The following is a 22,938-nucleotide window of genomic DNA, read 5'->3' on the forward strand; positions in this document are numbered from 1 at the left end:
CACCGAGCTTCGCCACCGCCCGCAATATCCTTGACAAATTATGTCAAGCATTTGCACACTCCTGTCAAGCAGAGGAGGCGGGCTGATGGCGAGTGTGTCGACGGCGGTACACGCGGCGCTGGTGGAGGACCTGCGGCGGGTGGTGGCGGCGCGGCTGGTGGATCCGCTGGCGGTGCTGGTGGAGGACGAAGAGCTGGTGGCTCCGGTGCGGCGCCGGGTGGAGGCCGACGCCCAGATGTGGGCGGCGCAGCTGCTCGGGCGCGACCAGGAGCGGGCGGCACATACCGCGGCACGGCTGGTGGGGCTGCTCTACCCCGGTGACGAGGCGTTCGATCCGCCCGAGCAGTGGTGGCGGACGCCGCTGGGGGGCGCGGTGGCGCGGACGCTCGGGCACACCGCCAAGCAGCGGGTCACCTTCGCCGAGGCCGGCGCGATGCTCGGGATCACCCGGCAGGGCGTGCACGACCTGGCGCGCCGCGGAAAGCTCGTGCGCCACCCCGACGGCGGAGTGACGTCGGCGTCGGTGCGCGACCGCGCCGCCGCGCGTCCGGGCGGACCGGAGGCGCAGGGATGACCGCGGCGACCGTCACCACCCCGGACACCCGCATCGCCGTCCGCGACCACGGCGGGGACGGCCCGCCCGTCCTGCTCCTGCACGGCGCGGGCGGCAATCTGCTGCACTGGGCCGGCTTCGCCCCCTTCCTCGTGCCCGGGTACCGGGTCGTCGCCGTGGACCTGCGCGGCCACGGCCGCTCCGGCGACGCGGCCTGGGAATGGGAGCGGGTGCTCGACGACCTCGACGCGGTCGCCGCGCAGTGCGGCCTCGGCACCCCGGCAGTGGTGGGCCACTCCCTGGGCGGCATGCTCGCCGGGGCGTGGGCGCGGCGGCATCCCGACTGCCCGGCCGCGGTCAGCCTGGACGGGCACCGCGCCGCCGAGACCGACGCCGTCCACTACGCGGGCCTCCCGGCGGAACGGCTCGAACAGGACCTCGCCCGGCTCCGCGCGCTGTTCAGTGCGCAGCAGGACGCCACGGCGCAGCCGATGGACGCCGGCGGTGTCACCGCACTGCTCGCCATGCAGCGCCGCGCCAGCGCCGCCACCGGGGCCGATGCCGACGCGGCGGTCGAGGCGGTGCGGCGCAACCTGGACGAGCGCGGCGGCCGCACCCGGCTGCGCCCCGGTCCCGAGACCACCGCCGCACTCCGCGAGTCCGCCGAGTTCCGGGATTCGCTTCCGGTGTTCGCCGAAGTCACGGCGCCGCTGCTGGTCGTCGCCGCGACGCAGACCGGCCCCGAGGTCCCGGCCGAGCTGCACCCGCTGATGGCCGCGTTCCGCACCGCGCTGCTGCGCGACCTCGATGCGCTGGCGGCGGCACGTCCTTCGCTGCGGGTCCGCCGGATCGCCGCCGACCACGGCATGCTCTACCACCGCCCCGCGGAGGTGGCCGGCCTGGTCACCGCCTTCCTCCGGGAGCACATCCCGTCCGCGGCGGGCTGACGCGCGGACACACGCGCGCACCGGGATGCGGGGCGTCCGATCCGTGCAGACGCTCCCGGCCGGGCCCGGCGCCCCGCCCCTCCGGGGAGGGGCGGGGCGCCGCCCGCACGGCGCCGCGGTGCCTCAGCGGCCGCCGGCGCGGGGCCGGCCGATCCGCCAGGCCGCTACCCCCGCCGTGGTCAGGGCGACCGCCGCCACCACGAGCGACCAGATCCCCGCACCGGTCAGCGGCAGGATCGGGCCGGCCGGCTCTCCCGCGGCGCCCGCCCCCGCAGCGCCGCCGCCCGGACCCGGCGGTTCCTCCGGCTCACCGGACGGCTCCGCGGTGGGGCCCGGTGACGCCGTGGGCTCCGGCGACGGCGAAGCCGTGGGCGACGTGGTCGGGCTCGGGCTCACCGTCGGACTCGGACTCGGCGAGGGTTCCACGGTCGGGCTGGGGCTGGGGCTGGGCGACGGAATCGGCAGCGGTGACACGGTCGGGATGGGAATCGGGCTGGGGCTGATCGTCGGAGTCGGGGTCGGAGCCGGCACGACCGTGGTGGTCGCACACGAGCGGTCGTTGTCGGTGGTGGTCTGCGTGCTCCCGGTGAAGACCTCCGCACAGTTCTCGATCAGCTCACCGGCGTCGACACCGTCGTTCACCGACTCGGTGAAGGAGAAGGAGACCTCCTCATCGGGGGCCAGCGTGCCCAGCGGGCAGGTCAGGGTCAGACCCTCGACACTGCACACGCCCGGCCGCCCCACCAGCGTCGTCTGGTTCCCGTCGGTCGGATCCTCCACGGTCACCTCGACCGCGTTCGACGGGCCGTGGTTGATGACCGTGATCGTGTAGGTGACGGTCCCGTCCTCCTCGGCCGTCGCCGACGCCGTCTTGATGATCTCGACGTCGGTCTCCACCCGCGCGACACTGATGAGCTGGTCGTTCGCCGACTCGCCGGATTCCGCCACGGCGCTGACCCGGTTGGCGATGTTGGTCCCGTCCGACAGCGACGGGTCGACGGTGACCGGCACCTCCACGGTCACCGACTCGCCGGCCGGGATGTCGGTACCGGCGCCGAAACAGGTGACGGTCGCGCCCGTAGCGCTGCACTCCGGGGGCAGGGCACCGGCCGTGACGTTCGGGTCGAGGGTGTCGGTGACGGTGACGCCGCGCGCCGTCTCGTCGCCGGAGTTGGTGACGGTGATCGTGTAGACGGCCTCACCGCCGATGGCCAGCGGGTCCGGCGACGCCGTCTTCGACACCGACAGCTGCGGAGCGAGCCGGCCGTCCTCGGCCCCGTCCGCGGTGCCCTCTCCGCCACCGCCTTCGCCGGCGTCCGGCGTCTCCCGGTCCGCCCCGGGGGAGCTCGCGCCGCCCGCCGCCTCGGCCGCCCCCGCCTCTGCGGAGGAGGCGCCGTGCTCGGCAGAGGGGAAGGGCGGGTCCGGAGTCGGCTGCGGCTCGGGGGTCGCCGTCGCTGAGGGCGGGTCCGGGACCGGGGCCGCTCCCGGAGCGGGTGCGGCCGGTCCGGCCGCAACGCGCTCCGCCGCGGCGGACGGACCGGCGGCCGGCGCGCCCGCCAGCAGCAGCGCCGCGGCCGCCGCGAGCATCCGCACGCCCGCCCTCACAGTGCCCGCTCGTTTCATGGGGGCCAGTCTGCGTACGCGTGCGCGACCGGGGCGGGGCGGCGCGCGGCCCGGCATCTGGTTTTACGCGTGCATCACCGGCCTTTTGCCGTGATTGCCCGCCCCCTCCGGCTTCGGGCGCTCCGCGGCGGGGGGGGCAGTGCCCCGAGCCGGCGGCGCGCCGGAGCGCGCCGCCGGATGCGCCCTACTGGCGCGTGACCGCGGAGGCGCCACCGCGGAGGACGAACTTCTGGATCTTGCCGGTGGCGGTCTTGGGCAGGGCGTCGGAGAAGACCACCCGGGTCGGGGCCTTGAAGTGGGCGAGGTGCTCCCGGGCGAAGGCGATGATCTCCTGCTCGGTGGCCTCCGCGCCCTGCTGGAGGACGACGGTGGCCAGCGGCGTCTCGCCCCACCGCTCGTGCGGCACGCCGACCACCGCGGCCTCCAGCACCGACGGGTGCCGCAGCAGCACACCCTCCACCTCGACGGAGGAGATGTTCTCGCCGCCGGAGATGATCACGTCCTTGATCCGGTCCTGGATGTCGACGTAGCCGTCCGGGTGGGTCACGGCCGCGTCGCCGGTGTGGAACCAGCCGTCGCCCATCGCCTTCTCGGTCGCCTCCGGGTCGTTGAAGTATCCGGCCATCACCACGTTGCCGCGGACCGCGATCTCTCCGACGGTGGCGCCGTCCCACGGCACCTCGCGCCCGGCGTCGTCGAGCACGGCGAGCTCGCCCGAGCTGATCATCTCGACGCCCTGGCGGGCTTTGTGCGCAGCGCGGTCGCGGGCGCCGAGGCCCGCGTGCTCCGGGCGCATCTCGCACACGGTGATGAACGGCGCGGTCTCGGTGAGGCCGTAGACGTGCGTCACGGTCCAGCCGAAGACGTCTTCCAGCAGCTCGATGGTCGCGGCCGCCGGCGCCGCGCCGGCCGTCACCACGTGGACGCCCGGCGGCAGCTCGCCGCGCACCTCGGGCGGCGTGTTCGCGAGCATGATGAGCACCGTCGGGGCCGCGCAGAGCCAGCTGATCTGCTCGGTGCGGATCAGTTCGAACGCCCGCGCCGGGTCCACCGCCCGCAGGCAGACGTGGGTGGCCGCGGCGGCCGTCACCGTCCAGGTGTAGGTCCACCCGTTCGCGTGGAACATCGGCAGCGTCCACAGGTAGCGGTCGCCCAGGTCCATCCGCAGGTGCAGCAGCGTGCCGATGCTGTTCATGTAGGCGTTGCGGTGGGTGATCATCACGCCTTTGGGGCGCGCGGTGGTTCCCGAGGTGTAGTTGATGGTGAGCAGGTCCGACTCGGCGATGTCGGGCTGCACGACGGCGGGCTCGGTGGCGGCGACGAGGCTCTCGTAGTCCTCCCACCCGGGCCGTCCCTCCTCGGCGCCCTCCAGCGCGATGAACCGCTGCACACCGGGCATCCGGTCGCGCACGCCGTCGACCGTGTCGAGCTGGTCGGAGTGCGCGCACAGCACCGTCGCGCCGGAGTGCTCGACGATGTAGACGAAGTCCTCGGCGGTGAGCCGGTAGTTGATCGGCACGAGGACCGCGCCGATCTGCGGCACGGCGTAGAAGGACTCCAGCTGCGCATGGGTGTTGGGGGCGATGTAGGCGACGCGGTCGCCCTTGCCGACCCCCATCCCCTGCAGTGCGGTGGACCAGCGGTCGCACCGGTCGAAGAACTCCTCGTAGGTGAGGCGGAGCCCGCCGTCGACGACGGCTTCGCGCTGCGGGTGCAGCCGGCGCGTGCGGCGGGCGAACTGCAGCGGGCTGAGAGCGATTTCCATGGCGCCTTCTCTCCGGGACGGTGATGCTGCGCGGGGATCGATCAGGGGGTGGGGCGGTGCGGCCGTCAGGCGGAGGTGCCGCTTGTGCCGAGCCGGAACAACCGGGCGCCGTTGCGGTAGAGGACGTCCGCCATCCAGTCGCCTCCCATGTCCAGCGCCGCCAGGCTCTCCAGCTGCACTTCGTAGGGGTAGGGGATGTTGGGGAAGTCCGAGCCGAGCAGCACCCGGTCCTGGAGCCCCTTCAACCGGGGCAGCTCATCCTTCGGGAACGGCGCCGTGCGCTCGGTGAAGGGGGTGAAGACCATGGTGGTGTCCAGGTGGACCCCTGGATGGCGGTCGGCGAGATCGAGGAAGCCGCGGTACTCGGGCGTGCCCGCGTGCGCGATGACCGCGATCAGGCGCGGGTGCGCGCGCAGCACCTCCGCGAACGGCCCGGGCCCGGTGAAGCGCCCCGGCTCGGGGCCGGAGCCGCAGTGCACCACGACCGGGACACCGGCCTCGGCCAGCGTCCCCCACACGCCGTCGAGCCGCGGGTCCCGCGGGTCGTACCCGCCGACCTGCAGGTGCGCCTTGAAGATGCGCGCCCCCGCGCCGACGGCCTCCGCGGTGTAGGCCGCCGCGCCCTCCTCGGGGTAGAACGTGGCGCTGTGCAGGTTGTCGGGATGGGCCGCGGCGAAGCCGGCGGCCCATCCGTTGAGCCACTGCGCCATGCCGGGCCGGTGCGGGTAGGACAGTGCGCTGTAGGCCGCCACGCCGAAGGAGCGCAGCAGGTCCACCCGCTCCTCTTCAGAGCGCCGGTAGGTGATCGGCCACACGCCCCCGGGCAGCGCCTCGAAGTAGGCCCAGACTTTGCGGAGCACGTTGTCGGGCATGAAATGGGTGTGCACGTCGACCAGCCCGGGGATCCCGAGCCCACCCCACAGCCCGCGCACACGCTCCGCCTCGCCGCGCACGCCGGCGACGCCCGAGGGCGGCTCTTCAGACGGCGCTTCGCGCCGCACACCGTCAGGCATCTGCGCCCCCTGAAACCCGGCGTGTGCGGGCATCGGCCAGTCCGGGGATGTCCAGCGCGCGCCAGAACGCCTGCACCCGGCCGGCTTCGCCGCCCATCGGCGCAGGTCCGCCGCTTTCGCCGCCTCTTGAGACCTTCGTCACAGCCCACACCCTAGCGCGGGGCCCGCCGGCGGATCCGGGTGGGCCGAGCGTCCCGGTCGGGGGCGGGGGCGGGCCGCGGTCCGGAGCGCGCCATAGAATCCGGGTATGCCTCTGACCACCCTGTACGTCGCGGCTGTCTGCTTCACCGACCCGGACGGGCACGTCGTCGCGGTGCGCAAGCGCGGAACGGGCGCCTTCATGCTTCCGGGCGGCAAGCTCGAACCGGGCGAGGAGCCGCTTGACGCGGCCGTCCGCGAAGTCGCCGAGGAGATCGGCCTGACCGTGCCCGCCGGCACCCTGGCCCCCCTCGGCGCCTGGACCGCCCCGGCGGCCAACGAGGCCGACACCGAGGTCTGCGCGACGGTCTACACGGCCGCGCTCCCCGGAACCCCCGCCGCCGACGGCGAGATCGCCGAACTCCTCCGGATCGACCCCGCCGCCCCGCCCGCCGGCGTCCGCCTCGCCCCCCTCCTGGCCGAGCGCGTCCTCCCCGCCATCCGCCAGCGCGCCTGACCCGGGGGGCACCGGAAACTGCCCGCGCGCTCCGGCAGCAGCCGGAACCCGCGGGCAGCGCGCCGTTCGGACGCCGTCAGGAGTCCGCGGGGATGCGCACCCCCAGCAGCGGCGGGTACTGCTGGCAGCCGAAGATGTCGCCCTCGCCCGGGCTTCCGCTCGGCTGCGTCCGCGCAATGGTGAACTTGATCGCGAACGCCGGATCGAACTCGACGAAGTCCACGATCCGCTCGTCCGGGATGCGGTAGAGCGCGGCCACGGTCGCCCGGGTCAGTGCGCCGCTGCGCTTCACCCGCTCGTAGTCCTCCCGGCCGTGGAAGATCACGTCGAACGTGATCCGGTCGGTGCCGGCGTTCTTGCTCCGCACGGTCTTGGCGAGTTCCGCCAGTGCCGTGCCGGTGGTCTCATCCGCTGTGATCGCCATGTCCTCTCCCGATCTCTCCACGTGCGGCGCGCACCCGGCGCCGCTGGGTCAGCCCTGCTGCGCGGCGGCGGCGCCGACCGGCTCCGCGCCGCCGGTGCCGTCGATGTGCACCGTGTGGACCGGAAACAGCGACGCGGGGTCGTCCACCGGCAGCGTGTGGTTCGCGGTCCAGATGAAGGCGGGCTTCGCGGGCAGCACCTCGTCCACGACGAAGGAGGCCGTGCCGGCGGTGCCCTTCACCTCGGGCAGGCGGGCGTAGAAGATCTGCCGGGTGCCCATCAGCGCGACGGTCTCGGCCAGCTCCGCCGTCTCGGCGATGCCCTCGATCACGATGCACAGCTCGTGCGAGGCGGTCTCGCGCACCGGCTCGAGGTCGCCCATCACCCCGTTCTTGCCGAACACGCGGAAGCTCAGCTGGTAGTCGGCCCCGCCCAGGACGGCCGCGACCTCGTTGCGCGCCAGTTCGACCACCGTGTCGATATTGGCGATGGTGTAGGGATCGCGGACACCGGCGATGCCGATGTACTTCTCGCCGACGCGCCCGGAGCCCTCGATCTTCACCGCGGCGCCGCCCGCCGAGGGCACGTAGCGCTGCCCGGTGACGCGGGTGGTGCGCTCGTCGTACTGCTCATAGGTGCAGTCGGACATGTCCAGCATGCCGCCGGCGAAGTGCTCGTAGAAGGGGTTCGAGCGCTCGTACATCGCGTGGCCGGCCACGCTGGCGATGGTGCACCGCTGGTGCGGCGCCATCGCGGTGACCTTCACGTCGTCGTGGGTGATGGTGCCGATCACGCTCTCCTTGGCGCCGTAGGGCTCGGCGCAGAAGGAGGCGCATTCGAGCACCTTGCCCAGGTAGTAGGCGTGCTCTTCGGGGAAGCCCTCGTAGATCGCGGGGGCGGCGAACACGGCGCAGTCGCTGGAGCGCCCGCCGATGATGACGTCGGCCCCCGCCTCCAGGGCAGTGATGAACGGGTGCACGCCGGCGACCGCGACGGCCCGCGTGGTGCGCTCCACGTCCTCCGGTGTGAGCGGCGCGCGGCCGTCGAGCCCTTCGAGGACCAGCCCCCGCCCGAGCGCCGCGGACAGGTCCGCGGTGTCCACCTCGGAGTAGAAGTAGGCGAGCGTGAAGGGCGCCAGCCCGTGCTCGCGGGCCAGGTCCCGGATCATCTGGACGAACAGGTCGACCCTGCTGTCGCTGCCGCAGTCCCCAGCCGAGCCGACGATCATCGGCACCCCCTGCTCGCGGGAGGCGAGCAGCATGAGCTCGAGGTCGTGCCGCTGCCACTCCGCCATGCTGACCGACGAGTCCGTCCCCAGCGCGCCGGGGCCGATGTCATCGCTGCCGGAGTCGCAGCAGTAGTAGTCGGGCCGCGTGGCCGCGGCGATGCGGAAGCTCTCCTCCTTGGTCGGAGCGAATCCCAGATGGCCGTTGGGGCTGACGACTCGGAGCTCGGACTTCACGAGACCTCCCTATAACCGGTTATAACCACTTGGCGCAGCATTGCAGCGGCTCCAGGGGCTGTCAACAGCCCTGCGCCGGGGCTGAACGCCGGAGAACGCGGGAAACCCCCGGACGCAGCGGCGAACGGACGGCGGCAGACGGCGGCGGGAACCGCAGCCGCACCGGTCCCGGCACGCGGGGACGGGCCGGAGCGGCCGGTCAGGAACCCGGTGCGAGCGGCGGGAGCCGGCGGTCGACGGCGAACGTGTACCGATCGCCCCGGTACGCGGCCCGGCGGTACTCCAGCGCTTCCCCGGCAGCGGTGAGCAGGGAGGTCACCCGCAGGATCGGCCACCCCTCGGCAACCTCGAGCAGGCCGGCGAGGGCCGGGTCGGCGGTGGTCGCCTCGAAGGTCTGCTCCAGGCGGTCGGGCCGCCGCGACACCGGCTCCCGGTACAGGTCCAGGGTGGAGAACGGGGTGCCCGCGCCCTCGGTGCGGCGCGCGGCGGCGACCATCTCCTCGCCGAGGCCGCGCGGGAAGACGCTGTCGTAGAACACGATCGGCGTCGCATCGCCGCAGCCCACGAGCTGCAGCTGGACGGCCGGATCGCCGGTGGGGATGCGCAGGATGGCGGCGGTCTGCAGGTCGCCGACGACCGGGTGGGCGGCGTGCACCCGGGTGGAGGCGACGATCCCGCGCTCTTCGAGCGTGCGCTCGAAGCTGTTGATGTGGTCGATGGGCTGCGCCACGCGGGGATCGGCCACGAAGGTGCCCACCCCTTGGGCGCGGTCGAGCAGCCCTTCGGAGGCGGCGATGTCGATGGCGCGCCGCACCGTGATGCGGCTGACGCCGAACAGGTGGCACAGCTCCCGCTCAGAGGGGAGCTGCTGCCCTGAAACCCACTCTCCGCTGCGGATACGCTCCCGGAACGTCTCGACGAGCTGCGCGTACAGCGGGCGCCCGGAACCGTTCACCGTCACTCTCCCTCGCGTCGCCACTGCGGCGCCACTCCGGCCGCCGCGGACCACGATGCCGCATCGCCGGGGCAGCCGGGGCCGCAGAGCCGGGGCCTTCCCCCGCGAGGCGCCGCCGTGCTAGGTTTCCGCGCCAACAGGATATGACCAGTAACACCAATGGTATCTACCCGTTCACTCCGGGAGCGCCACCGTGCTCGGAATACCCCCCGCCCTCCTCCTGCTCGCCGGCCTCCTCGCCGCCGTCGCAGTCCTCTTCCTCGTGGCCAAGCGCCCGATCTACGAGTGCATGGCCGTCGCCTTCGTGCTCTTCGTCGCCGCCTCCGGCCAGTTGGACCGGCTGCCGACCTACCTCGCGGCGCCGACCGAGAGCAGCCTCTTCTACGTCATCGTCGCCTTCATGGTGGTGGCCGTCGTCTTCGACGCCACCGACGCGGTCGACCGCATCGTCCGCATCATGCTGGCCCTCATCGGGCGGGTCCGCGGCGGCGCCGGCTACGTGGCGCTGACGGCCAGCGCGTTCATGGCCTCGCTGTCGGGCAGCGGGCCGGGCAACGCCGCCGCCGTCGGCACCTTCACGATCCCGCTGATGAAGCGCACCGGCTTCCGCCCCGCCCACGCGGCCACCATCGAGATGTCGGCCAGCATGCTGGGCAACATCATCCCGCCCGCGGGGATCATCTTCCTGACCTATGGGATCTACGACAGCTTCGCCCCGGGCAGCATCTCCCTCAGCGGATGGCTGCTGGCGTCGTACTCGGTCGGCGGCTGGTACCTGCTGCAGCGGTTCCTCTACCTCTACGTGCTGTGCCGGCGGGCCGGCGTGCAACCGGTCCCGGCACACGAGCGGCCCGACCTGCGCCAGGCATGGCGGGAGGGGTGGCCGGCCCTGCTCCTCCCCGTCGTCCTCTTCATCCCGCTCCTGGTCGACATCGGCGCGCAGGACCTGCTGGCCGCGCGGCTGGGCACCGCGGGCGCCGCGGCCTTCTCGGACAGCGTGCTCATGATCATCCCGGGCACCGCCGCCCTGTATGCCCTGCTCATCGCGGGCGGCGGCGGGCGCCGGCTGCTCCGGCCGTCCGCCCTGCTGTCCACCCTGTCCGCAGCGGTGCCGCGGGTCGTCCCGATCGGCGCGACGGTGTACTTCGCCTATGCCGTCTCCGAGGCGTTCGCGGGGCTGCAGGCCGACGACGAGATCCACGCCTGGTTCGTGGGGCTCGACCTGAACCTGACGGCGATGATCATCGTCATCCCGCTGTTCTTCGCCGTGCTCGGCATGGTGCTGCCCGGCACGGCGCAGGTCGCCATCCTCGGCTCGGCGGTCGTCGCCGGCTTCGCCGCGACCGGCGGCGACCCGCTGGTGCTGGCCGTGCTGCTCCCGGCGATGACCGGCGCGATGGAGGGCATGACCCCGCCGATGGCGCTCGGGCTGTTCGTCACCATGGGCATCGCCGGCTCCGGCTTCGGCGCCACCGTCAGGGCGGCCCTCCCCTGGGTCGCCTTCCACCTGCTGACCACCATCATCCTGCTCGCAGGGCTTCTGCCGCTGGCCGCGGTCGGAGCCGGATAGGAGAGGCCGTGCAACCGGTTCTGGAGAAGGCCTACGCGGTGCTCGTCGCTGCTGCCGTCGCGCTGGGCGTGGTGATCGGCCTGCTGTTCGCGGTCGGCGTCGCCGCCGGCGGGGCAGCGGGCGCGCAGATCAGCGCGGTCGCATCCGAGATCGCCGCCTGGGCGGTCCGGCTGGCGGGAGTCGCCGTCGCCGCAGGAATGGCCGCGGTCTACGTGTCGCGGAAGCACACGCTCACCGCCGGCCGCGGCGGCTCCGGCGGCGAAGGGTAGCGGCACGGCGGCGCCGCCCCTGGCTGGGGGGCGGCGCCGCCGAACGCCTTAGGACTCCAGGGATGCGTCAAGGGTGATCGGGACGGCGGCGAGGGCCTGGCTGACCGGGCAGTTGGCCTTGGCGTCCTCCGCCGCGGCGGTGAAATCGGCGGCGGAGATGCCGGGGACGCGGGCGCGGACGGTGAGGGCGATGCCGGTGATGCCCTGGCCCGGCTGGAAGGCCACTTCGGCGCTGGTCCGGATGGACTCCGGGGTGTGGCCGGCCTGGCCCAGGCCGTTGGACAGGGCCATCGAGAAGCACGAGGAGTGCGCGCCGGCGATGAGCTCCTCCGGGCTGGTCTTTCCGTTCGGCTCCTCCGCACGCGAGGGCCAGCTCACGTCGAACGTGCCGGTGCCGGAGGACTCCAGGGCCACCTGCCCGGAGCCGTCGCGGAGTCCGCCGCTCCACTCGGTGGTCGCCTTGCGCTTGGTCGCCATGTCCGGTCTCCTTGTCGGTTTTTCGGCTGCACGATCGAGCGGCGCCCGCCGGTGACGGGCGCCGCGAGTGATCCTTTCCCTTCTCGCCGCCGCTGACCCGCATCTGCGGGCACGGATCTGCGGCGTTCGCGCAGAAGATGCCGGCTCAGGCGCCCAGGCTGATCGCCGCCACCATGAGCGGCAGCAGGACCAGGATCATCAGCCCGCCGAGCACGTCGAAGGAGACGCCGGTGCGGATCATCCGGGTGATGGGCACGGTCCCGGAGCCGTAGACGACGGCGTTCTGCGGCGTCGACACGGGCAGCATGAAGCCGAACGAGGCGGCGAACGTCGCCGCGAAGGCCGGCACCAGCGGATCCACACCCGCACCGACCGCGATCGGGATGATGATCGGCACCACGACGGCAGCGGACGCGGTGTTGCTCATCGTCTCCGAGATGATGATCGACAGGACCACCGCGAACGCGGTCAGCGCGAAGAGGCTGCCGATGCCGAGCAGGTCGGCAGAGCCGGTGCCGATCGTCTCTGCGAGCCCCACGTCGGTGAGCAGCGTGCCGAAGATGATGCCGGTGCCGAACAGCACGACGGTGCCCCAGTCGATCCGGGCCGCCTCCGACCAGGTGAGGGTGAACTCGCGGCGGCCCCAGTTCACCGGCAGCAGGAACAGCAGCGATGCGCCGGCGATCGCCACGACGCCCTCGTCCAGCCGGTTGGAGACCGTCTCGTAGATCGCCGACTCGGTGCCGGCGGCCACGGCGACGATGCCCGGCGCGATCCACAGGGCGACCGTGGCGGAGAAGGCGATGAGGGTGTTGACCTCGGCGCGCGACATCCGGCCGAGCTCGGCGCGCTCGGAGGCCACGTACTCCTCGACGCCCTCCAGCCGGCGCAGCTCCGGCCGGTTGAGCAGCAGCATCACCACGGCGAGCAGGACGAACATCGCGGCGCAGATCGGCAGCGCCATGATCATCCACTCGCCGAACGAGATGCGGACGCCGGTCGCCTCCTCGATGAGGCCGCGGCCGATGAGGTTGGGCGGCGACCCGACCGGGGTGAGCAGGCCGCCGACGCTCGCGCCGTAGGCGAGCATCAGCATCAGCGCGGTGCCGACGCGGAGCCGGGTCGGGTCGAAGTCGGCCGCGACGAGCCCGCGGGTCTGCAGCAGTTTCGCGATGACGGTGAGAATGCCCAGGGCGGTGGGCAGCAGCATCGCGACGGTGGCCGTGTTCGAGATGAACGCCGAGATGACGCAGGTGATGAAGCCGAAGGCGATGATCACCGCGTGACTGCTCCGGCCGACGCCGGGCAGGCCGAGGATGAACAGCGCGAACCGCCGGGTCAGGCCGTGCCGCAGCATCGCCTGGGCGAGGATGAACGCGCCGATGAAGGTGAAGACGGTCGAGTTGCCGAACGGGCCGAGGACCGCGTCCGGCTCGGCGACACCGAGGATGACGACCGCCGCGACGCCGATCAGCCCGCCGACGGGGATGGGCACGGGCTCGGTCACCCAGAGCACCATCACGCCCAGCAGGATCGCGGCGAGGGCGTGCTGGTCGCCGGGGATGTCGAGCGGCAGGAACCAGACGAGAGCGGTGATCAGCGGGGCGAGGATGAACCCCGCGGTGTTGCGGGCCTTCTCGAATCTCTCTTCGGCCGGGGAGAGCCGCTGCTCGCCGAGGCTGCGGTAGGTGGCCTGGCCGAGCAGCGCCGACTCGACGTCAGTGCGGGGCGGTTGAGCGTCGGGGGGTCCGTCAGGGGTGCCAGCAGTCATCAACGACTCCTCGTCGGGAATCCGCGGATGGGGCGGGTGGTGCTGGTCGGGAACGGCGGGTTCGCTGTGTCGCGCCGGTCATTGTGCGCCCAATTCCGGCCCGCGCCTAGATGACCGCGCGGGTTTGCCCCGATCGGTTGCCCGCCCGCTGAGGATCCGCCGGGCAGGCGGCTCCCGGAGCCGGGCCGCCCTTCCCCTGCCGCGTCCCGTGCACCGGCGGGGCTGCCTGGCCCGGCCGCGCAGAGCTGAACTGACGAGCCCGGGCAGCCGGGCCGGTCGCCGGACCGCAGAACAGATTCCGCGGTCCGCACGCGCCGCGCCTCCCGCACGGCGGTCGGCGGCAGCCCGCGGCAAGGATGGCGGGCCGCCGGCGCAGTGCCGGTGCCGGGCCGCCGGCGCAGGCCGCAGGACAGCGGCGCCCGGCCGATGCGGGATCGGCAGGGCGCCGGGGTTGCGGACGGTTCCGGGTCAGAGGGCGCGGTGGTCGTCGGAGCCGGTCTCGGCGGCGGAGTCCGCCGTACCGGGCCCGGCGGTGCCGTCGGCCGCGCCGGTCTGCTCTTCGGCGTCGTCGTCGGTGGTGAAACCGGAGTCGCCGTCGATCACGATCCGCTCGCGGCGCAGTTCGCCCTCGACGTGCTGGGTGCCGGACACCGCCTCCTTGGTGATGCGGATCTTCTCCACCGGGATGGATTCGGTGGTCACCGTGGCGTGCTCGGCGTAGAGGTAGATCTCCTCGTCCCGCTCCTGGAAGGTGCCGTCCGGCGCGCGGTCGGCCTCGGTGACCGGCATCCGCTCGATGCGCAGTTCTTCGTGGCTGACCGGGATGTCGCGTTCGAAGTGCTGGTGCTCCACGGTCTTGCGGACGCGCGCCCGCCCCACCTCGTCGTTGGAGACTTCGACCCGGGCCTGCTCCTCGTAGCGGGTCATGGACAGGTCGCCGTCGTCCTCCGCCCGCGCTGCCGCGGGTGCGGCCGCCGATTCAGCGGACGGCGCGGCTGCGGTTCCGGCCGCGTTCGGCGGGCTGCCCTCGTAGACCATGCGTTCGGACTGCAGGGAATCGGAGTCGTGCGGCGCGGACTCCGGAGCGGCGGCCGGCATGGGAATCGGCTCGTGGGCCGTACCGCTTGCGCTGCCCTCGGTGTCCTCCGCGGCCGCCATCCCCTCCGCGGTCTCCCCGGCCGGGGCGGCGTGCCGCCCGCGCGGGGGCATGGCCGCGCGCTGCGCGGCCGCCTCGTCGGGCGCCGCGGCCGAGTCCGCCGCTTCCGCCTCGGGCCCGGCGTGCTGCGCATGCTGCCCCTCGTCCGTGCCTGCGGCGGTACCCGCCGCGGCAGCGGTGCCCGCGGCCGCGCTGTCCGGGGCCGCGCTGTCCGGAGCCGCGCGCTGCGCGGTGTCCGCGCCGCCGGACGCCTCGGTCCGGTGCTCCGCCGCGTGGTCCATCTGCTCGGCCTCGGGCTGGGTGCGGGCGTGCGGTACGTTCACGCCGTAGTACTGGTAGAGCTCTTCCTCTTCGGTCATGGAGAGGTGCTGGTCAGTGTCGAATCGGGGACTGTCCTTGATCATCTGCCGGTCGTAGGGGACCGTCAGGTCGTCCGCCTGCGAGCGGGCCCCCTGGAGCGGGACGAACACGTGCCGGCTCCGGAACATGCCGGTCTGCACGGACACCCACTTCGGCTGCGACGTCCGGTCGTCGACGAAGACCTGCTCGATCTTGCCGACGTGGTTCCCTTCCCTGTCCAGCAGGCTGTGGCCGACGAAGTCCTGTGCCGTTCGCTGTTCCGCCATGTGAACCAATCCCCCGACTCGTCATCTCCGCTACGGGTCCGGTGCCCTCCCAATCCCGGTGGGATGCCCCACTTTGTCCTCTTGTGGGCGAGAAGTGACGCACTTTTGCTGAGCCCCTCCGCTCCGGCCCCGCCGCCGGCGTGCGCCCCCTCACTCCGACCGCGCGGTTAGGGTTCGAGTGCCGGTTTTGTCCACAAAACCGCGTTCCCCGCTTGGAAAGTGACGATTCATGAGTGCGTTGTTCGAGCCTCTGACACTGCGCGAGCTGACCATCCCCAACCGGGCGTGGATGTCGCCGATGTGCATGTACTCGGCGGCCGCGGAAGGGCCGGAGACCGGCTCCCCCACCGACTTCCACCTCGGGCACCTCGCGGCGCGCGCCGCCGGCGGCGCCGGGCTGGTCATGGTCGAGGCGACCGCGGTCCGCCCGGAGGGCCGGATCTCCCCCGCCGACCTCGGCCTCTGGAACGACGCGCAGGAGAGCGCCTTCCGCCGCATCACCACGGCGGTCAGCGCGCACGGCGCCGTCCCGGCGATCCAGCTCGCGCACGCCGGACGCAAGGCGTCGGCCCACGTGCCCTGGGAGGACCCGTCGGCCAGTGTGCCCCTGGACCAGGGAGGCTGGACGCCGGTCGGCCCCACGGGCGAGCCGTTCGGCGGCTTCCGCGCGCCGCACGCGCTGACGGAGGAGGAGATCGCCGGCGTCGTGCGCGCGTTCGCGGACTCCGCCCGGCGCGCCCTGCGCGCCGGCTTCGCTGTCGCCGAGGTGCACGGAGCCCACGGCTACCTGCTGCACGAGTTCCTCTCCCCCGCGGTGAACACCCGCACCGACGCCTACGGCGGCCCGTTCGAGAACCGCATCCGGCTGGCGCTGGAGGTGGCGGCGGCGGTCCGCGAGGTCTGGCCGGACAGCCTTCCGGTGCTGTTCCGCACATCAGCCACCGACTGGCTGTCGGAGAACCCCGCCGACCCGCGGGACGGCTGGACCGGTGCGGACACCGTGCGGCTCGCCAAGGAGCTGCGGGCGCTCGGTGTGGACCTGCTCGACGTGTCGACCGGCGGCGCCGTGCCGGACGCGGCGATCGCGGCGGAGCCGGGCTACCAGGTCCCGTTCGCCGCGGACGTGCGGGCCCAGACGCAGCTGCCGACCGGCGCGGTCGGCATGATCACCGACGCCGACCACGCCGAGTCGATCGTCGCCTCCGGCGCTGCCGACGCCGTCTTCCTCGGCCGCGAACTGCTCCGCGACCCCTACTGGCCGCACCACGCCGCCCGCCACCTCGGCGCCGAGCGGCGCTGGCCGCACCAGTACGCCTACGCGGTGGGTTCGCGCGGCTAGGGCGTGTGCGGTGAATGGCGTTCGTCGCGAGCGGTGTCGGCGGTGCCCCCGGCGGCACGACTCGCGGCAGACGCCACCCACCACGCGCGCTAGGCGAAGACGCGCGCGAACTCGCCGATGCTCACCTCTGCGCCGTCCTGCAGCCCGGTGTTCTGCCACGTCTCGAAGAGCCGCTTCTGCGCCGCGATGACGCGGGGCTCGTGCCGGGTGATCCGCCCGAGCAGCTCCGCCGCGGCCCCGTGCAGTTCGGCCCGCTCGACGATGCGGTTGAAGAACCCGTGCCCCTCCAGCCGGGCGTCCTCCCAGAGGTCTCCGGTGAGGATGAGCTCCTTAGGTCGCAGGCGAGGGCCAGCTCGAACGCGATGCCGATGCAGTGCCCGTTGACGGCGGCCGCCGTGGGCAGCGGACTGGTCCGCACCGCCCGCAGGAAGTCCCGCACCCCGGTGATGAGCGCGCGCGCCGAACCCGGGGTGAGCCCTTCGAAGCAGGAGAGGTGCATCCCCGCGCAGAAGGCGCGCTCCCCGGTCCCGGTGAACACGACGGCCGCGGCGGCGCCGTCCTCGGCCTCGCGCAGGGCCGCCACCGCGGCGGCGAGGTCGTCCGGAATGAGGGCGTTCAGGGCCTCCGGGCGGTCGAACGCGATGGTGCGGACCCCCTCTGCATCCTGGATGCGCGGGGATCGGGGGGCGGGTGCGTCCATGGTTCTCCTCCTCCAGCGGGTCGTCCAGAGGATGGTGCTCCACCGGCGCGGCCATCGGCGACGGCGGGGGCCGGTTTCCCCAGCCCGGGACACCGAATCGACACATACGATGCGTATCCTCGTCACATCCGGACCCCCTGGGCGGCGCCTGCCGCCACCGGCGCAAGGAGAACCGTGTCCTCTCAGCAGCGCAGTCATTCCCCCGTCCTGTCCTTCTGGCAGGGCGTGGCGATCATCTTCGGCGCCAACATCGGTGCCGGAATTCTCAGCCTCCCCTACGGAGCCCGGAACGGCGGGCTGCTCGCCCTCGTCGTGGCACTGGGCATCGCCGGCTTCCTGACCACGGTCTCCATGCTGTACGTGGCCGAGGTGTCGCTGCGTACCCGCAAGCCGCTCCAGCTGGCTGGACTGGCGCGCAAGTACCTCGGCGAGACGGGCTCCTGGCTGATCTTCGCCGGCGTGGCCGTCAACGGCATCGGCGCGCTGATCTCCTACGCCAGCGGAAGCGGCGCCATCCTCGGCGACCTGTTCGGCATCCCGCCGGTGCTGGGCAGCGCCCTGTTCTATGTGCCGGGCGTCGCGGTGGTGTGGCTGGGCCTGAAGGCGACCGGACGCTCGGAGCAGTTCATCACCGTCGCGATGCTGGGGATCATCCTGCTGCTGTGCGGGTGGACGATCGCCGGACCGGGGGTGGAGGCGCAGCACCTGGCCTACACCAACCCCTATTTCGTGGTGCCCATCATGAACCTCGCCGTGTTCGCGTTCATCGCGCAGTACACGGTGCCCGAGCTCGCCCGCGGCCTGGCCGGGCACGGCGGTCGCGTCCTGCCCGGCGCGGTCGTGGCCGGCATGGGGGCGACCGGCTTCCTGCTGGTGCTGGTGCCGCTCGCGGCGCTGGGGATGATGGGGCCGGACGGCGTCACCGAGGTCATCACCATCGGCTGGGGCCGCGAGCTGGGCCCGGTCGCCTACATCCTGGCCAACGCCTTCGCGGTGCTCGCGATGCTCACGTCCTTCTGGGCGATCGGCCTCACTCTGATGACCAACGTCTTCGACCGCTTCTCCTGGCCCGCGCAGGACGCGCCGGGGTACCGGCTGGCCGCCCTCGCGCTCATCGCCGTGCCGCCGTTCCTCATCGCCGCCCTGAACCTGGCCGGCTTCGTGTCCGCGCTGGGGTACGCGGGAGGGTTCGCCGGCGCGATCATGTCGGTCGTCCCCGTGCTCATGCTGCGCCGCGCCCGCCGCTTCGGTGACCAGGAGCCCCTGTGGAAGGCGGGCTGGATCGCGCATCCCGTGCTCCAGGCCGTACTCATCACCGTTTTCGGCCTCGCGTTCCTCTACTCGCTGCTGACGGCCGCCGGCCTCGTCCCCGACGGCTGGGCGTGACGTCGGGGCGCGGCGGAGCCGGACTGCGCCGCCGCGCCCGCCCCTCGCCCGGGCATGTGGCACGGTGCCCGGCGGCCTCCCGGGGGGGGGAAGCCGGCACCGTAAGCGGGCACGCTGCGGCGGCGTCGCGCGCCGGCACCGGCGTGGTCTTCTCCTACTCGGCGAGCGCCGACGGCGCGCTACTGCCGAGCCTGTTCACCTCGGTGGCCACCATCGCCGGCACGGTGATCGCGCTCCTCCTGGTCGACCGGATGGGGCGCCGCGTTCGGCCGGGGGCGCCGCGCTGGCCGCCGCACGCCTGTTCGTGCTCTGCTACGGGACGTCGTAGAGCATCGTCATGCGGGTGCTGATCGGGGAGATGTTCCCGATGCCGATCCGGAGCGCGGCCACGGGTGCGGCCACCGCCGCCCGGTGGATCGCGAACCGGCCGGCCACGGCGAGCGTCCCGCGCCCGTGCGGGTGGAGCCTCAGCGGCTCCCCCCTCCTCCACACCGTCTCCGCCGCGCTGTCGTCCGTGTTCGTGCTCCGCTGCATCCGGGAGACGCGGGGTAGGCACCTGGAGGAGACGTGAGGGGGATGCGCCATGCCCGAACTGCCTGAGCTGGAGGCGCTCGCCGAGGAGATGGACGCGCGGACCCGGGGCCGCGCGGTCGCCCGCGCGGACGTGCGCGCCGTCGCCGTGCTCAAGACCTACGACCCGCCGCTGGACGCACTGGGCGGCCTGGAGTTCGCCGGGGTGCAGCGGCGCGGCAAGTACCTCGACGCCGAGATCGGCGGCCTCCACCTGGTCCTGCACCTCGCCCGCGCCGGGCGCGTGCGCCTCGCTGACCGGCTGCCGTCCGCCGCGCCGCGGCCGGGCAAGGGCCCGCTGGCGCTGCGGATCCGGCTGGATGACGGCTCCGGATTCGACGTCACCGAGGCGGGCACGCAGAAGCGGCTCGCGGTCTGGCTCGTGCACGATCCGGCCGAGGTACCGGGCCTCGCCGACCTCGGCGCCGAGCCGCTGGCGCCGGACTTCGGCGCCGCCGCTCTGGGTGCCCTGCTCAACGGACGGCGCACCCGGATCAAAGGGGTGCTGCGCGACCAGAAGCTGATCGCCGGCATCGGCAACGCCTACTCCGACGAGATCCTGCACGCGGCGCGCATCTCACCGTTCGCGCTGGCCGCGGACTTGGGCCGAGACGAGGTGGACCGGCTGTCGGATGCGATCCGCTCGGTGCTGGGCGCGGCGCTGGAGCGCGCCCGGGCCGCGGCGGGGGACCGGGCAGCGGCCGGCAGGCGCGCGATGCGCGTGCACGGGCGCACCGGGCAGGCATGCCCGGTCTGCGGGGACACCGTCCGCGAGGTCTCCTACGCCGACTCGTCCCTGCAGTACTGCCCGACCTGCCAGACCGGCGGGCGCATCCTGGCGGACCGGCGCATGTCCCGGCTGCTGAAGTAGCGGGAAGCCGGCCCGGACCAGCGGCCGCACGCCCCGTCGGGCTGCCCTTGCGGGAGCGCCCCGGGGAGGGGCCGGCCCCAGTAGAGTCGTTCCGGTGCGCCCGGAGCGGGTGCCGGGCGACGGAGGCGGGACCGTGGAGACCACTCGGCTGTTCACCCCTGACGACGCCGAGGAGCTGGCGCAGGTGCTGCGCCGCAACCGCGCCTACCTGGCACCGTGGGAACCGCTCCGCGACGACGCCTACTTCACCGCGGCCGCCCAGCGGGGCCTGCTGAACGCGGCGCTCAAGGCGTACGCGGCCGGGGCCATGCTGCCGCTCGCCATCGTCGACGGCGGGCGCATCGCCGGGCGCATCACGCTCAGCGGGATCACCCGCGGCGCCTTCCAGTCGGCCAGCGTCGGCTACTGGGTGGCCGAGGACACCGCCGGCCGCGGGGTGGCCACGGCCGCGCTCGCCGAGGCGAAGGTCCGCGCGTTCACCGGGCTGGGGCTGCACCGGCTCCAGGCCGAGACGCTCCTGCACAACACCGCGTCGCAGCGCGTGCTCGCGCGCAACGGCTTCACCCCGTTCGGGATCGCGCCCCGCTACCTCAGGATCGCCGGCGAGTGGCAGGACCACATCGTCTACCAGGTGCTCAACGAGGACCGCTGACGGCAGCCGCTCCTCAGCCCGCTGCCGCCGCTGCCGAGCCCCGTGCGTCCTGCGCCGCCTGCTCCGGCGCGCGGCCGGGCAGGGGTCAGTTCTACTTGGGCATGATGATCCACAGGGCGATGTAGATGAGCACCTGCGGGCCCGGCAGCACGCAGGAGATGATGAACAGGGCGCGGACCAGTGTCGGCGACAGGCCGAAGCGCTTGGCCAGGCCGCCGCACACCCCCGCGATGACCTTCGACGAACTGCTTCTGCTCAGATTCGCCATCTGCAGTGGCCCCTCCTGATTCGGCGGTCCGCGGCGCGGACGGGCCTGTTCCGGCCCCACCCGCCCTCTACCCGCAGCTCCCGAGATCACCCGCCCTGCGCGGCGCGGTGGGCCACATCACCCGGACCGGCCCGCCGCTACAGCCAGTCGTGTTCGCGGGCGTAGCGGGCGGCCTCGTGGCGGTTGCGGGTCTGGGTCTTCTGCATGGCGTTGGAGAGGTAGTTGCGCACGGTTCCCTGCGCCAGGTGCACGCGGGTCGCGATGTCGGCGACGGAGTAGCCCTCGCCGGTCTCGCGCAGCACGTCGGCCTCGCGGTCGGTGAGCGGGTTGTCGTCGATGACCGCCAGCGCCGACACCTCGGGGTCGATCCACCGGCGGCCGCCGTGCAGGGCGGCGACCACCTCGGTGATGTGCGACGGGTCCGCGGACTTGCTGACGAAACCCTGCACGCCGAGCTTGAGGGCCTTGCGCAGCACACCGGGCCGGGCGTGCCGGGTCAGCATGAGGACCGGCTGGTCGGGCAGCTTCCGCCGGATCGCCGCGACCGCCCCGAGCCCGTCAGTGCCCGGCATCTCCAGGTCGATCACGAGCACGTCGGGACGGTGCTCCAGGGTGGCCTGCACGGCCTCGTCGCCGTCTGCGGCCTCGGCGAGCACGGTGACGTCGCCTTCCAGGGGGAGCAGCGACGCGAGCGCCGTGCGCAGCAGCGCCTCGTCGTCGGCGAGTACCACGGTGGTCATCGGTCGTCCTTCCGCGTCGTCGGTGCGGCGCCGGAGCGGCGGTACGGAACCGCCGCGGCCGTCCGGAAGCGCCCCCCGCTCCGCTCCACCTCCAGCGTGCCGCCTTCGGCGGCCAGCCGGTCGCGCAGCGCGGCGAGCCCGCCCAGCCGGGGCTGCTCCCCGGTGCCGGCCCCGTCGTTGGCGACGGATATGCCGTCGCCGGTGAGGCTGATCCGCACTTCGCCGGCGTCGGAGTGCCGCAGGATGTTGGTGGTGGTCTCGCGCAGCACCTGGCCGAGCAGTTCGCCGCCGGCTCCCGGCTCGCCGCTGCGGTCGACGTGCACGCTGATCCCGGCCGCCTCGAGCAGGTTCTTCGCGTTCTCCAGCTCGGCGGAGAGGTTCAGCCTGCGCTGGGCGTAGGCGAGCTCCTTCGTTTCGGCGATGGTGTCGCCGACCAGCGTGTGCACTTCGTCCAGCTCCCGCTCGGCCCGGCCGGCGTCGACCTGCAGGAGCCGCTTGGCCAGGGCGATCTTGAGCTTCACGACGTGCAGTGTGTGGCCCTGGATGTCGTGCAGGTCGCCGGCGAAGCGCACCCGCTCCTGCATGACGGCCATCTCCGCCTCGCGCTCGCGCGCCCGGGCGAGCTCGCTGACCAGGCCCAGGACCGCATGGGCGAGGAACGCGAGGGTGACGCCGCCCAGGGAGACGCACGCGGAGATGCCCACGTACCGGATGAGCACGTCCACCGCGTCTTCGCGGCCCACCGTCAGCTTCACCACGAGAACGGCGGCGACATAGACGCCGAGCACCGCGCTCAGCACACGCCGGTGGCGCGGAAGCTCCAGGAGCGTGACGGTGGCGAGGACCGCGAAGAAGTAGGCGCCGGCGGTGAGGTCGGCGACCAGCACACTGAGCAGCCACACCACGGCTACCGCCGCCAGGCCGGCGAGCAGCTCGCCGGGAGGCACGCGCTCGCCCTTCCACCGCTGCACGACGAGCAGGGTCAGCGCCAGCCCGGAGCCGAGCAGAAGGCCGTCGGACAGCGACCGGGCGTCGACGGCGATCAGCAGCGCCCCGACCGCCGAGAGCGAGCCGATCACGATCGAGTGGTTCAGGCTGCGCAACTGGCCCTGCTGCGCCTCAGTCTGCGGCGACGTCACGGGCACAC

Annotated in this window: 24 protein-coding genes; 10 read left to right on the forward strand and 14 right to left on the reverse strand. The window is 73.2% G+C overall.

Annotated features, from left to right (window positions below; genetic code table 11):
* Nucleotides 1-85 precede the first annotated feature (85 nt).
* Both ACYVGT_RS11785 and ACYVGT_RS11790 read left to right on the forward strand, forming a co-directional pair.
* Nucleotides 86-574: a hypothetical protein gene (locus tag ACYVGT_RS11785; protein WP_460857103.1), complete on the forward strand. Its 489-nt coding sequence runs from the start codon at nt 86-88 to the stop codon at nt 572-574.
* Nucleotides 571-1,500, forward strand: coding sequence for an alpha/beta fold hydrolase (locus ACYVGT_RS11790; RefSeq protein ID WP_460857105.1), 930 nt, complete (start codon nt 571-573; stop codon nt 1,498-1,500). Before ACYVGT_RS11785 ends, ACYVGT_RS11790 begins: the two co-directional genes overlap by 4 nt.
* A gap of 123 nt (nt 1,501-1,623) precedes the next feature.
* Here the strand turns inward: ACYVGT_RS11790 and ACYVGT_RS11795 are convergent, their stop codons facing one another.
* The 4 genes from ACYVGT_RS11795 to ACYVGT_RS11810 all read right to left on the reverse strand — a co-directional run bounded on the left by ACYVGT_RS11795 (nt 1,624) and on the right by ACYVGT_RS11810 (nt 6,043).
* Nucleotides 1,624-3,123: a DUF7507 domain-containing protein gene (locus ACYVGT_RS11795; RefSeq protein ID WP_460857106.1), complete on the reverse strand. Its 1,500-nt coding sequence runs from the start codon at nt 3,121-3,123 to the stop codon at nt 1,624-1,626.
* A gap of 184 nt (nt 3,124-3,307) precedes the next feature.
* The gene (locus ACYVGT_RS11800) at nt 3,308-4,888 is read right to left on the reverse strand and encodes a long-chain-fatty-acid--CoA ligase (RefSeq protein ID WP_460857109.1); all 1,581 of its coding nucleotides are present in this window, start codon (nt 4,886-4,888) and stop codon (nt 3,308-3,310) included.
* A gap of 65 nt (nt 4,889-4,953) precedes the next feature.
* Complete coding sequence (locus ACYVGT_RS11805; protein ID WP_460857111.1) at nt 4,954-5,901, reverse strand: amidohydrolase family protein; 948 nt, start codon at nt 5,899-5,901, stop codon at nt 4,954-4,956.
* A complete protein-coding gene (locus ACYVGT_RS11810; protein WP_460857113.1) occupies nt 5,894-6,043 on the reverse strand; it encodes a hypothetical protein in 150 nt (49 codons plus the stop codon). Before ACYVGT_RS11810 ends, ACYVGT_RS11805 begins: the two co-directional genes overlap by 8 nt.
* 105 nt (nt 6,044-6,148) lie before the next feature.
* On the opposite strand from ACYVGT_RS11810, the gene ACYVGT_RS11815 reads away from it, so the two are divergent.
* Nucleotides 6,149-6,556 (forward strand): NUDIX hydrolase, encoded by a 408-nt coding sequence (locus ACYVGT_RS11815; RefSeq protein ID WP_460857115.1) that lies wholly within the window; start codon nt 6,149-6,151, stop codon nt 6,554-6,556.
* Between the two features lie 76 nt (nt 6,557-6,632).
* Here ACYVGT_RS11815 and ACYVGT_RS11820 read toward each other — a convergent pair whose 3' ends face one another.
* From ACYVGT_RS11820 to ACYVGT_RS11830, 3 genes are all read right to left on the reverse strand, one after another.
* On the reverse strand, nt 6,633-6,980 hold the full coding sequence (locus tag ACYVGT_RS11820; protein WP_460857117.1) for a DUF4387 domain-containing protein: 348 nt from the start codon (nt 6,978-6,980) through the stop codon (nt 6,633-6,635).
* A 48-nt stretch (nt 6,981-7,028) separates the two neighbouring features.
* Nucleotides 7,029-8,441 (reverse strand): acyclic terpene utilization AtuA family protein, encoded by a 1,413-nt coding sequence (locus ACYVGT_RS11825; RefSeq protein WP_460857120.1) that lies wholly within the window; start codon nt 8,439-8,441, stop codon nt 7,029-7,031.
* Between the two features lie 199 nt (nt 8,442-8,640).
* Entirely contained in the window at nt 8,641-9,396 is a 756-nt protein-coding gene (locus ACYVGT_RS11830; RefSeq protein ID WP_460857122.1) for a GntR family transcriptional regulator, read from the reverse strand.
* A 193-nt stretch (nt 9,397-9,589) separates the two neighbouring features.
* Here ACYVGT_RS11830 and ACYVGT_RS11835 point away from each other — a divergent pair, with 193 nt between their 5' ends.
* Both ACYVGT_RS11835 and ACYVGT_RS11840 read left to right on the forward strand, forming a co-directional pair.
* Nucleotides 9,590-10,966 (forward strand): TRAP transporter large permease subunit, encoded by a 1,377-nt coding sequence (locus ACYVGT_RS11835; protein WP_460857124.1) that lies wholly within the window; start codon nt 9,590-9,592, stop codon nt 10,964-10,966.
* 8 nt (nt 10,967-10,974) lie between these two features.
* Nucleotides 10,975-11,235, forward strand: coding sequence for a hypothetical protein (locus ACYVGT_RS11840; RefSeq protein WP_460857127.1), 261 nt, complete (start codon nt 10,975-10,977; stop codon nt 11,233-11,235).
* Between the two features lie 48 nt (nt 11,236-11,283).
* Here the strand turns inward: ACYVGT_RS11840 and ACYVGT_RS11845 are convergent, their stop codons facing one another.
* From ACYVGT_RS11845 to ACYVGT_RS11855, 3 genes are all read right to left on the reverse strand, one after another.
* Nucleotides 11,284-11,712 carry an OsmC family protein gene (locus ACYVGT_RS11845; RefSeq protein ID WP_460857130.1) on the reverse strand — a complete coding sequence of 143 codons (429 nt, stop codon included), beginning with the start codon at nt 11,710-11,712 and terminating at the stop codon, nt 11,284-11,286.
* 145 nt (nt 11,713-11,857) lie between these two features.
* Nucleotides 11,858-13,483, reverse strand: a complete 1,626-nt coding sequence (locus ACYVGT_RS11850; protein ID WP_460857131.1) for an SLC13 family permease — start codon at nt 13,481-13,483, stop codon at nt 11,858-11,860.
* 468 nt (nt 13,484-13,951) lie between these two features.
* Complete coding sequence (locus tag ACYVGT_RS11855; RefSeq protein WP_460857133.1) at nt 13,952-15,265, reverse strand: YsnF/AvaK domain-containing protein; 1,314 nt, start codon at nt 15,263-15,265, stop codon at nt 13,952-13,954.
* 229 nt (nt 15,266-15,494) lie between these two features.
* On the opposite strand from ACYVGT_RS11855, the gene ACYVGT_RS11860 reads away from it, so the two are divergent.
* The gene (locus ACYVGT_RS11860; protein WP_460857135.1) at nt 15,495-16,604 is read left to right on the forward strand and encodes an NADH:flavin oxidoreductase/NADH oxidase; all 1,110 of its coding nucleotides are present in this window, start codon (nt 15,495-15,497) and stop codon (nt 16,602-16,604) included.
* A gap of 121 nt (nt 16,605-16,725) precedes the next feature.
* On the opposite strand, the gene ACYVGT_RS11865 is transcribed toward ACYVGT_RS11860, so the two are convergent.
* Complete coding sequence (locus ACYVGT_RS11865; RefSeq protein WP_460857137.1) at nt 16,726-17,304, reverse strand: enoyl-CoA hydratase/isomerase family protein; 579 nt, start codon at nt 17,302-17,304, stop codon at nt 16,726-16,728.
* 174 nt (nt 17,305-17,478) lie between these two features.
* On the opposite strand from ACYVGT_RS11865, the gene ACYVGT_RS11870 reads away from it, so the two are divergent.
* The 4 genes from ACYVGT_RS11870 (at nt 17,479) to ACYVGT_RS11885 (ending at nt 20,783) form a co-directional block, all read left to right on the forward strand.
* Nucleotides 17,479-18,690 (forward strand): aromatic amino acid transport family protein, encoded by a 1,212-nt coding sequence (locus tag ACYVGT_RS11870; protein WP_460857140.1) that lies wholly within the window; start codon nt 17,479-17,481, stop codon nt 18,688-18,690.
* A gap of 367 nt (nt 18,691-19,057) precedes the next feature.
* Complete coding sequence (locus ACYVGT_RS11875; RefSeq protein WP_460857185.1) at nt 19,058-19,261, forward strand: hypothetical protein; 204 nt, start codon at nt 19,058-19,060, stop codon at nt 19,259-19,261.
* 12 nt (nt 19,262-19,273) lie between these two features.
* Nucleotides 19,274-20,131: an Fpg/Nei family DNA glycosylase gene (locus ACYVGT_RS11880; RefSeq protein WP_460857143.1), complete on the forward strand. Its 858-nt coding sequence runs from the start codon at nt 19,274-19,276 to the stop codon at nt 20,129-20,131.
* Between the two features lie 133 nt (nt 20,132-20,264).
* Nucleotides 20,265-20,783, forward strand: a complete 519-nt coding sequence (locus ACYVGT_RS11885; protein WP_460857145.1) for a GNAT family N-acetyltransferase — start codon at nt 20,265-20,267, stop codon at nt 20,781-20,783.
* A 91-nt stretch (nt 20,784-20,874) separates the two neighbouring features.
* On the opposite strand, the gene ACYVGT_RS11890 is transcribed toward ACYVGT_RS11885, so the two are convergent.
* The 3 genes from ACYVGT_RS11890 to ACYVGT_RS11900 form a co-directional block, all read right to left on the reverse strand.
* Nucleotides 20,875-21,051, reverse strand: coding sequence for a PspC domain-containing protein (locus ACYVGT_RS11890; RefSeq protein ID WP_460857148.1), 177 nt, complete (start codon nt 21,049-21,051; stop codon nt 20,875-20,877).
* 137 nt (nt 21,052-21,188) lie between these two features.
* Nucleotides 21,189-21,791 (reverse strand): response regulator transcription factor, encoded by a 603-nt coding sequence (locus ACYVGT_RS11895; protein WP_460857150.1) that lies wholly within the window; start codon nt 21,789-21,791, stop codon nt 21,189-21,191.
* Entirely contained in the window at nt 21,788-22,930 is a 1,143-nt protein-coding gene (locus ACYVGT_RS11900) for a sensor histidine kinase (protein WP_460857153.1), read from the reverse strand. Before ACYVGT_RS11900 ends, ACYVGT_RS11895 begins: the two co-directional genes overlap by 4 nt.
* Between the last annotated feature and the right edge of the window lie 8 nt (nt 22,931-22,938).

Source organism: Nocardiopsis coralliicola, assembly GCF_054779695.1.

Coding starts and splice junctions, on each gene's coding strand:
- ACYVGT_RS11865 (WP_460857137.1), bottom strand. CDS start 17,304: ATGGACGCACCCGCCCCCCGATCCCCGCGCATCCAGGATGCAGAGGGG.
- ACYVGT_RS11855 (WP_460857133.1), bottom strand. CDS start 15,265: ATGGCGGAACAGCGAACGGCACAGGACTTCGTCGGCCACAGCCTGCTG.
- ACYVGT_RS11895 (WP_460857150.1), bottom strand. CDS start 21,791: ATGACCACCGTGGTACTCGCCGACGACGAGGCGCTGCTGCGCACGGCG.
- ACYVGT_RS11800 (WP_460857109.1), bottom strand. CDS start 4,888: ATGGAAATCGCTCTCAGCCCGCTGCAGTTCGCCCGCCGCACGCGCCGG.
- ACYVGT_RS11875 (WP_460857185.1), top strand. CDS start 19,058: ATGCCGATCCGGAGCGCGGCCACGGGTGCGGCCACCGCCGCCCGGTGG.
- ACYVGT_RS11850 (WP_460857131.1), bottom strand. CDS start 13,483: ATGACTGCTGGCACCCCTGACGGACCCCCCGACGCTCAACCGCCCCGC.
- ACYVGT_RS11890 (WP_460857148.1), bottom strand. CDS start 21,051: ATGGCGAATCTGAGCAGAAGCAGTTCGTCGAAGGTCATCGCGGGGGTG.
- ACYVGT_RS11785 (WP_460857103.1), top strand. CDS start 86: ATGGCGAGTGTGTCGACGGCGGTACACGCGGCGCTGGTGGAGGACCTG.
- ACYVGT_RS11815 (WP_460857115.1), top strand. CDS start 6,149: ATGCCTCTGACCACCCTGTACGTCGCGGCTGTCTGCTTCACCGACCCG.
- ACYVGT_RS11845 (WP_460857130.1), bottom strand. CDS start 11,712: ATGGCGACCAAGCGCAAGGCGACCACCGAGTGGAGCGGCGGACTCCGC.
- ACYVGT_RS11790 (WP_460857105.1), top strand. CDS start 571: ATGACCGCGGCGACCGTCACCACCCCGGACACCCGCATCGCCGTCCGC.
- ACYVGT_RS11805 (WP_460857111.1), bottom strand. CDS start 5,901: ATGCCTGACGGTGTGCGGCGCGAAGCGCCGTCTGAAGAGCCGCCCTCG.
- ACYVGT_RS11880 (WP_460857143.1), top strand. CDS start 19,274: ATGCCCGAACTGCCTGAGCTGGAGGCGCTCGCCGAGGAGATGGACGCG.
- ACYVGT_RS11820 (WP_460857117.1), bottom strand. CDS start 6,980: ATGGCGATCACAGCGGATGAGACCACCGGCACGGCACTGGCGGAACTC.
- ACYVGT_RS11860 (WP_460857135.1), top strand. CDS start 15,495: ATGAGTGCGTTGTTCGAGCCTCTGACACTGCGCGAGCTGACCATCCCC.
- ACYVGT_RS11795 (WP_460857106.1), bottom strand. CDS start 3,123: ATGAAACGAGCGGGCACTGTGAGGGCGGGCGTGCGGATGCTCGCGGCG.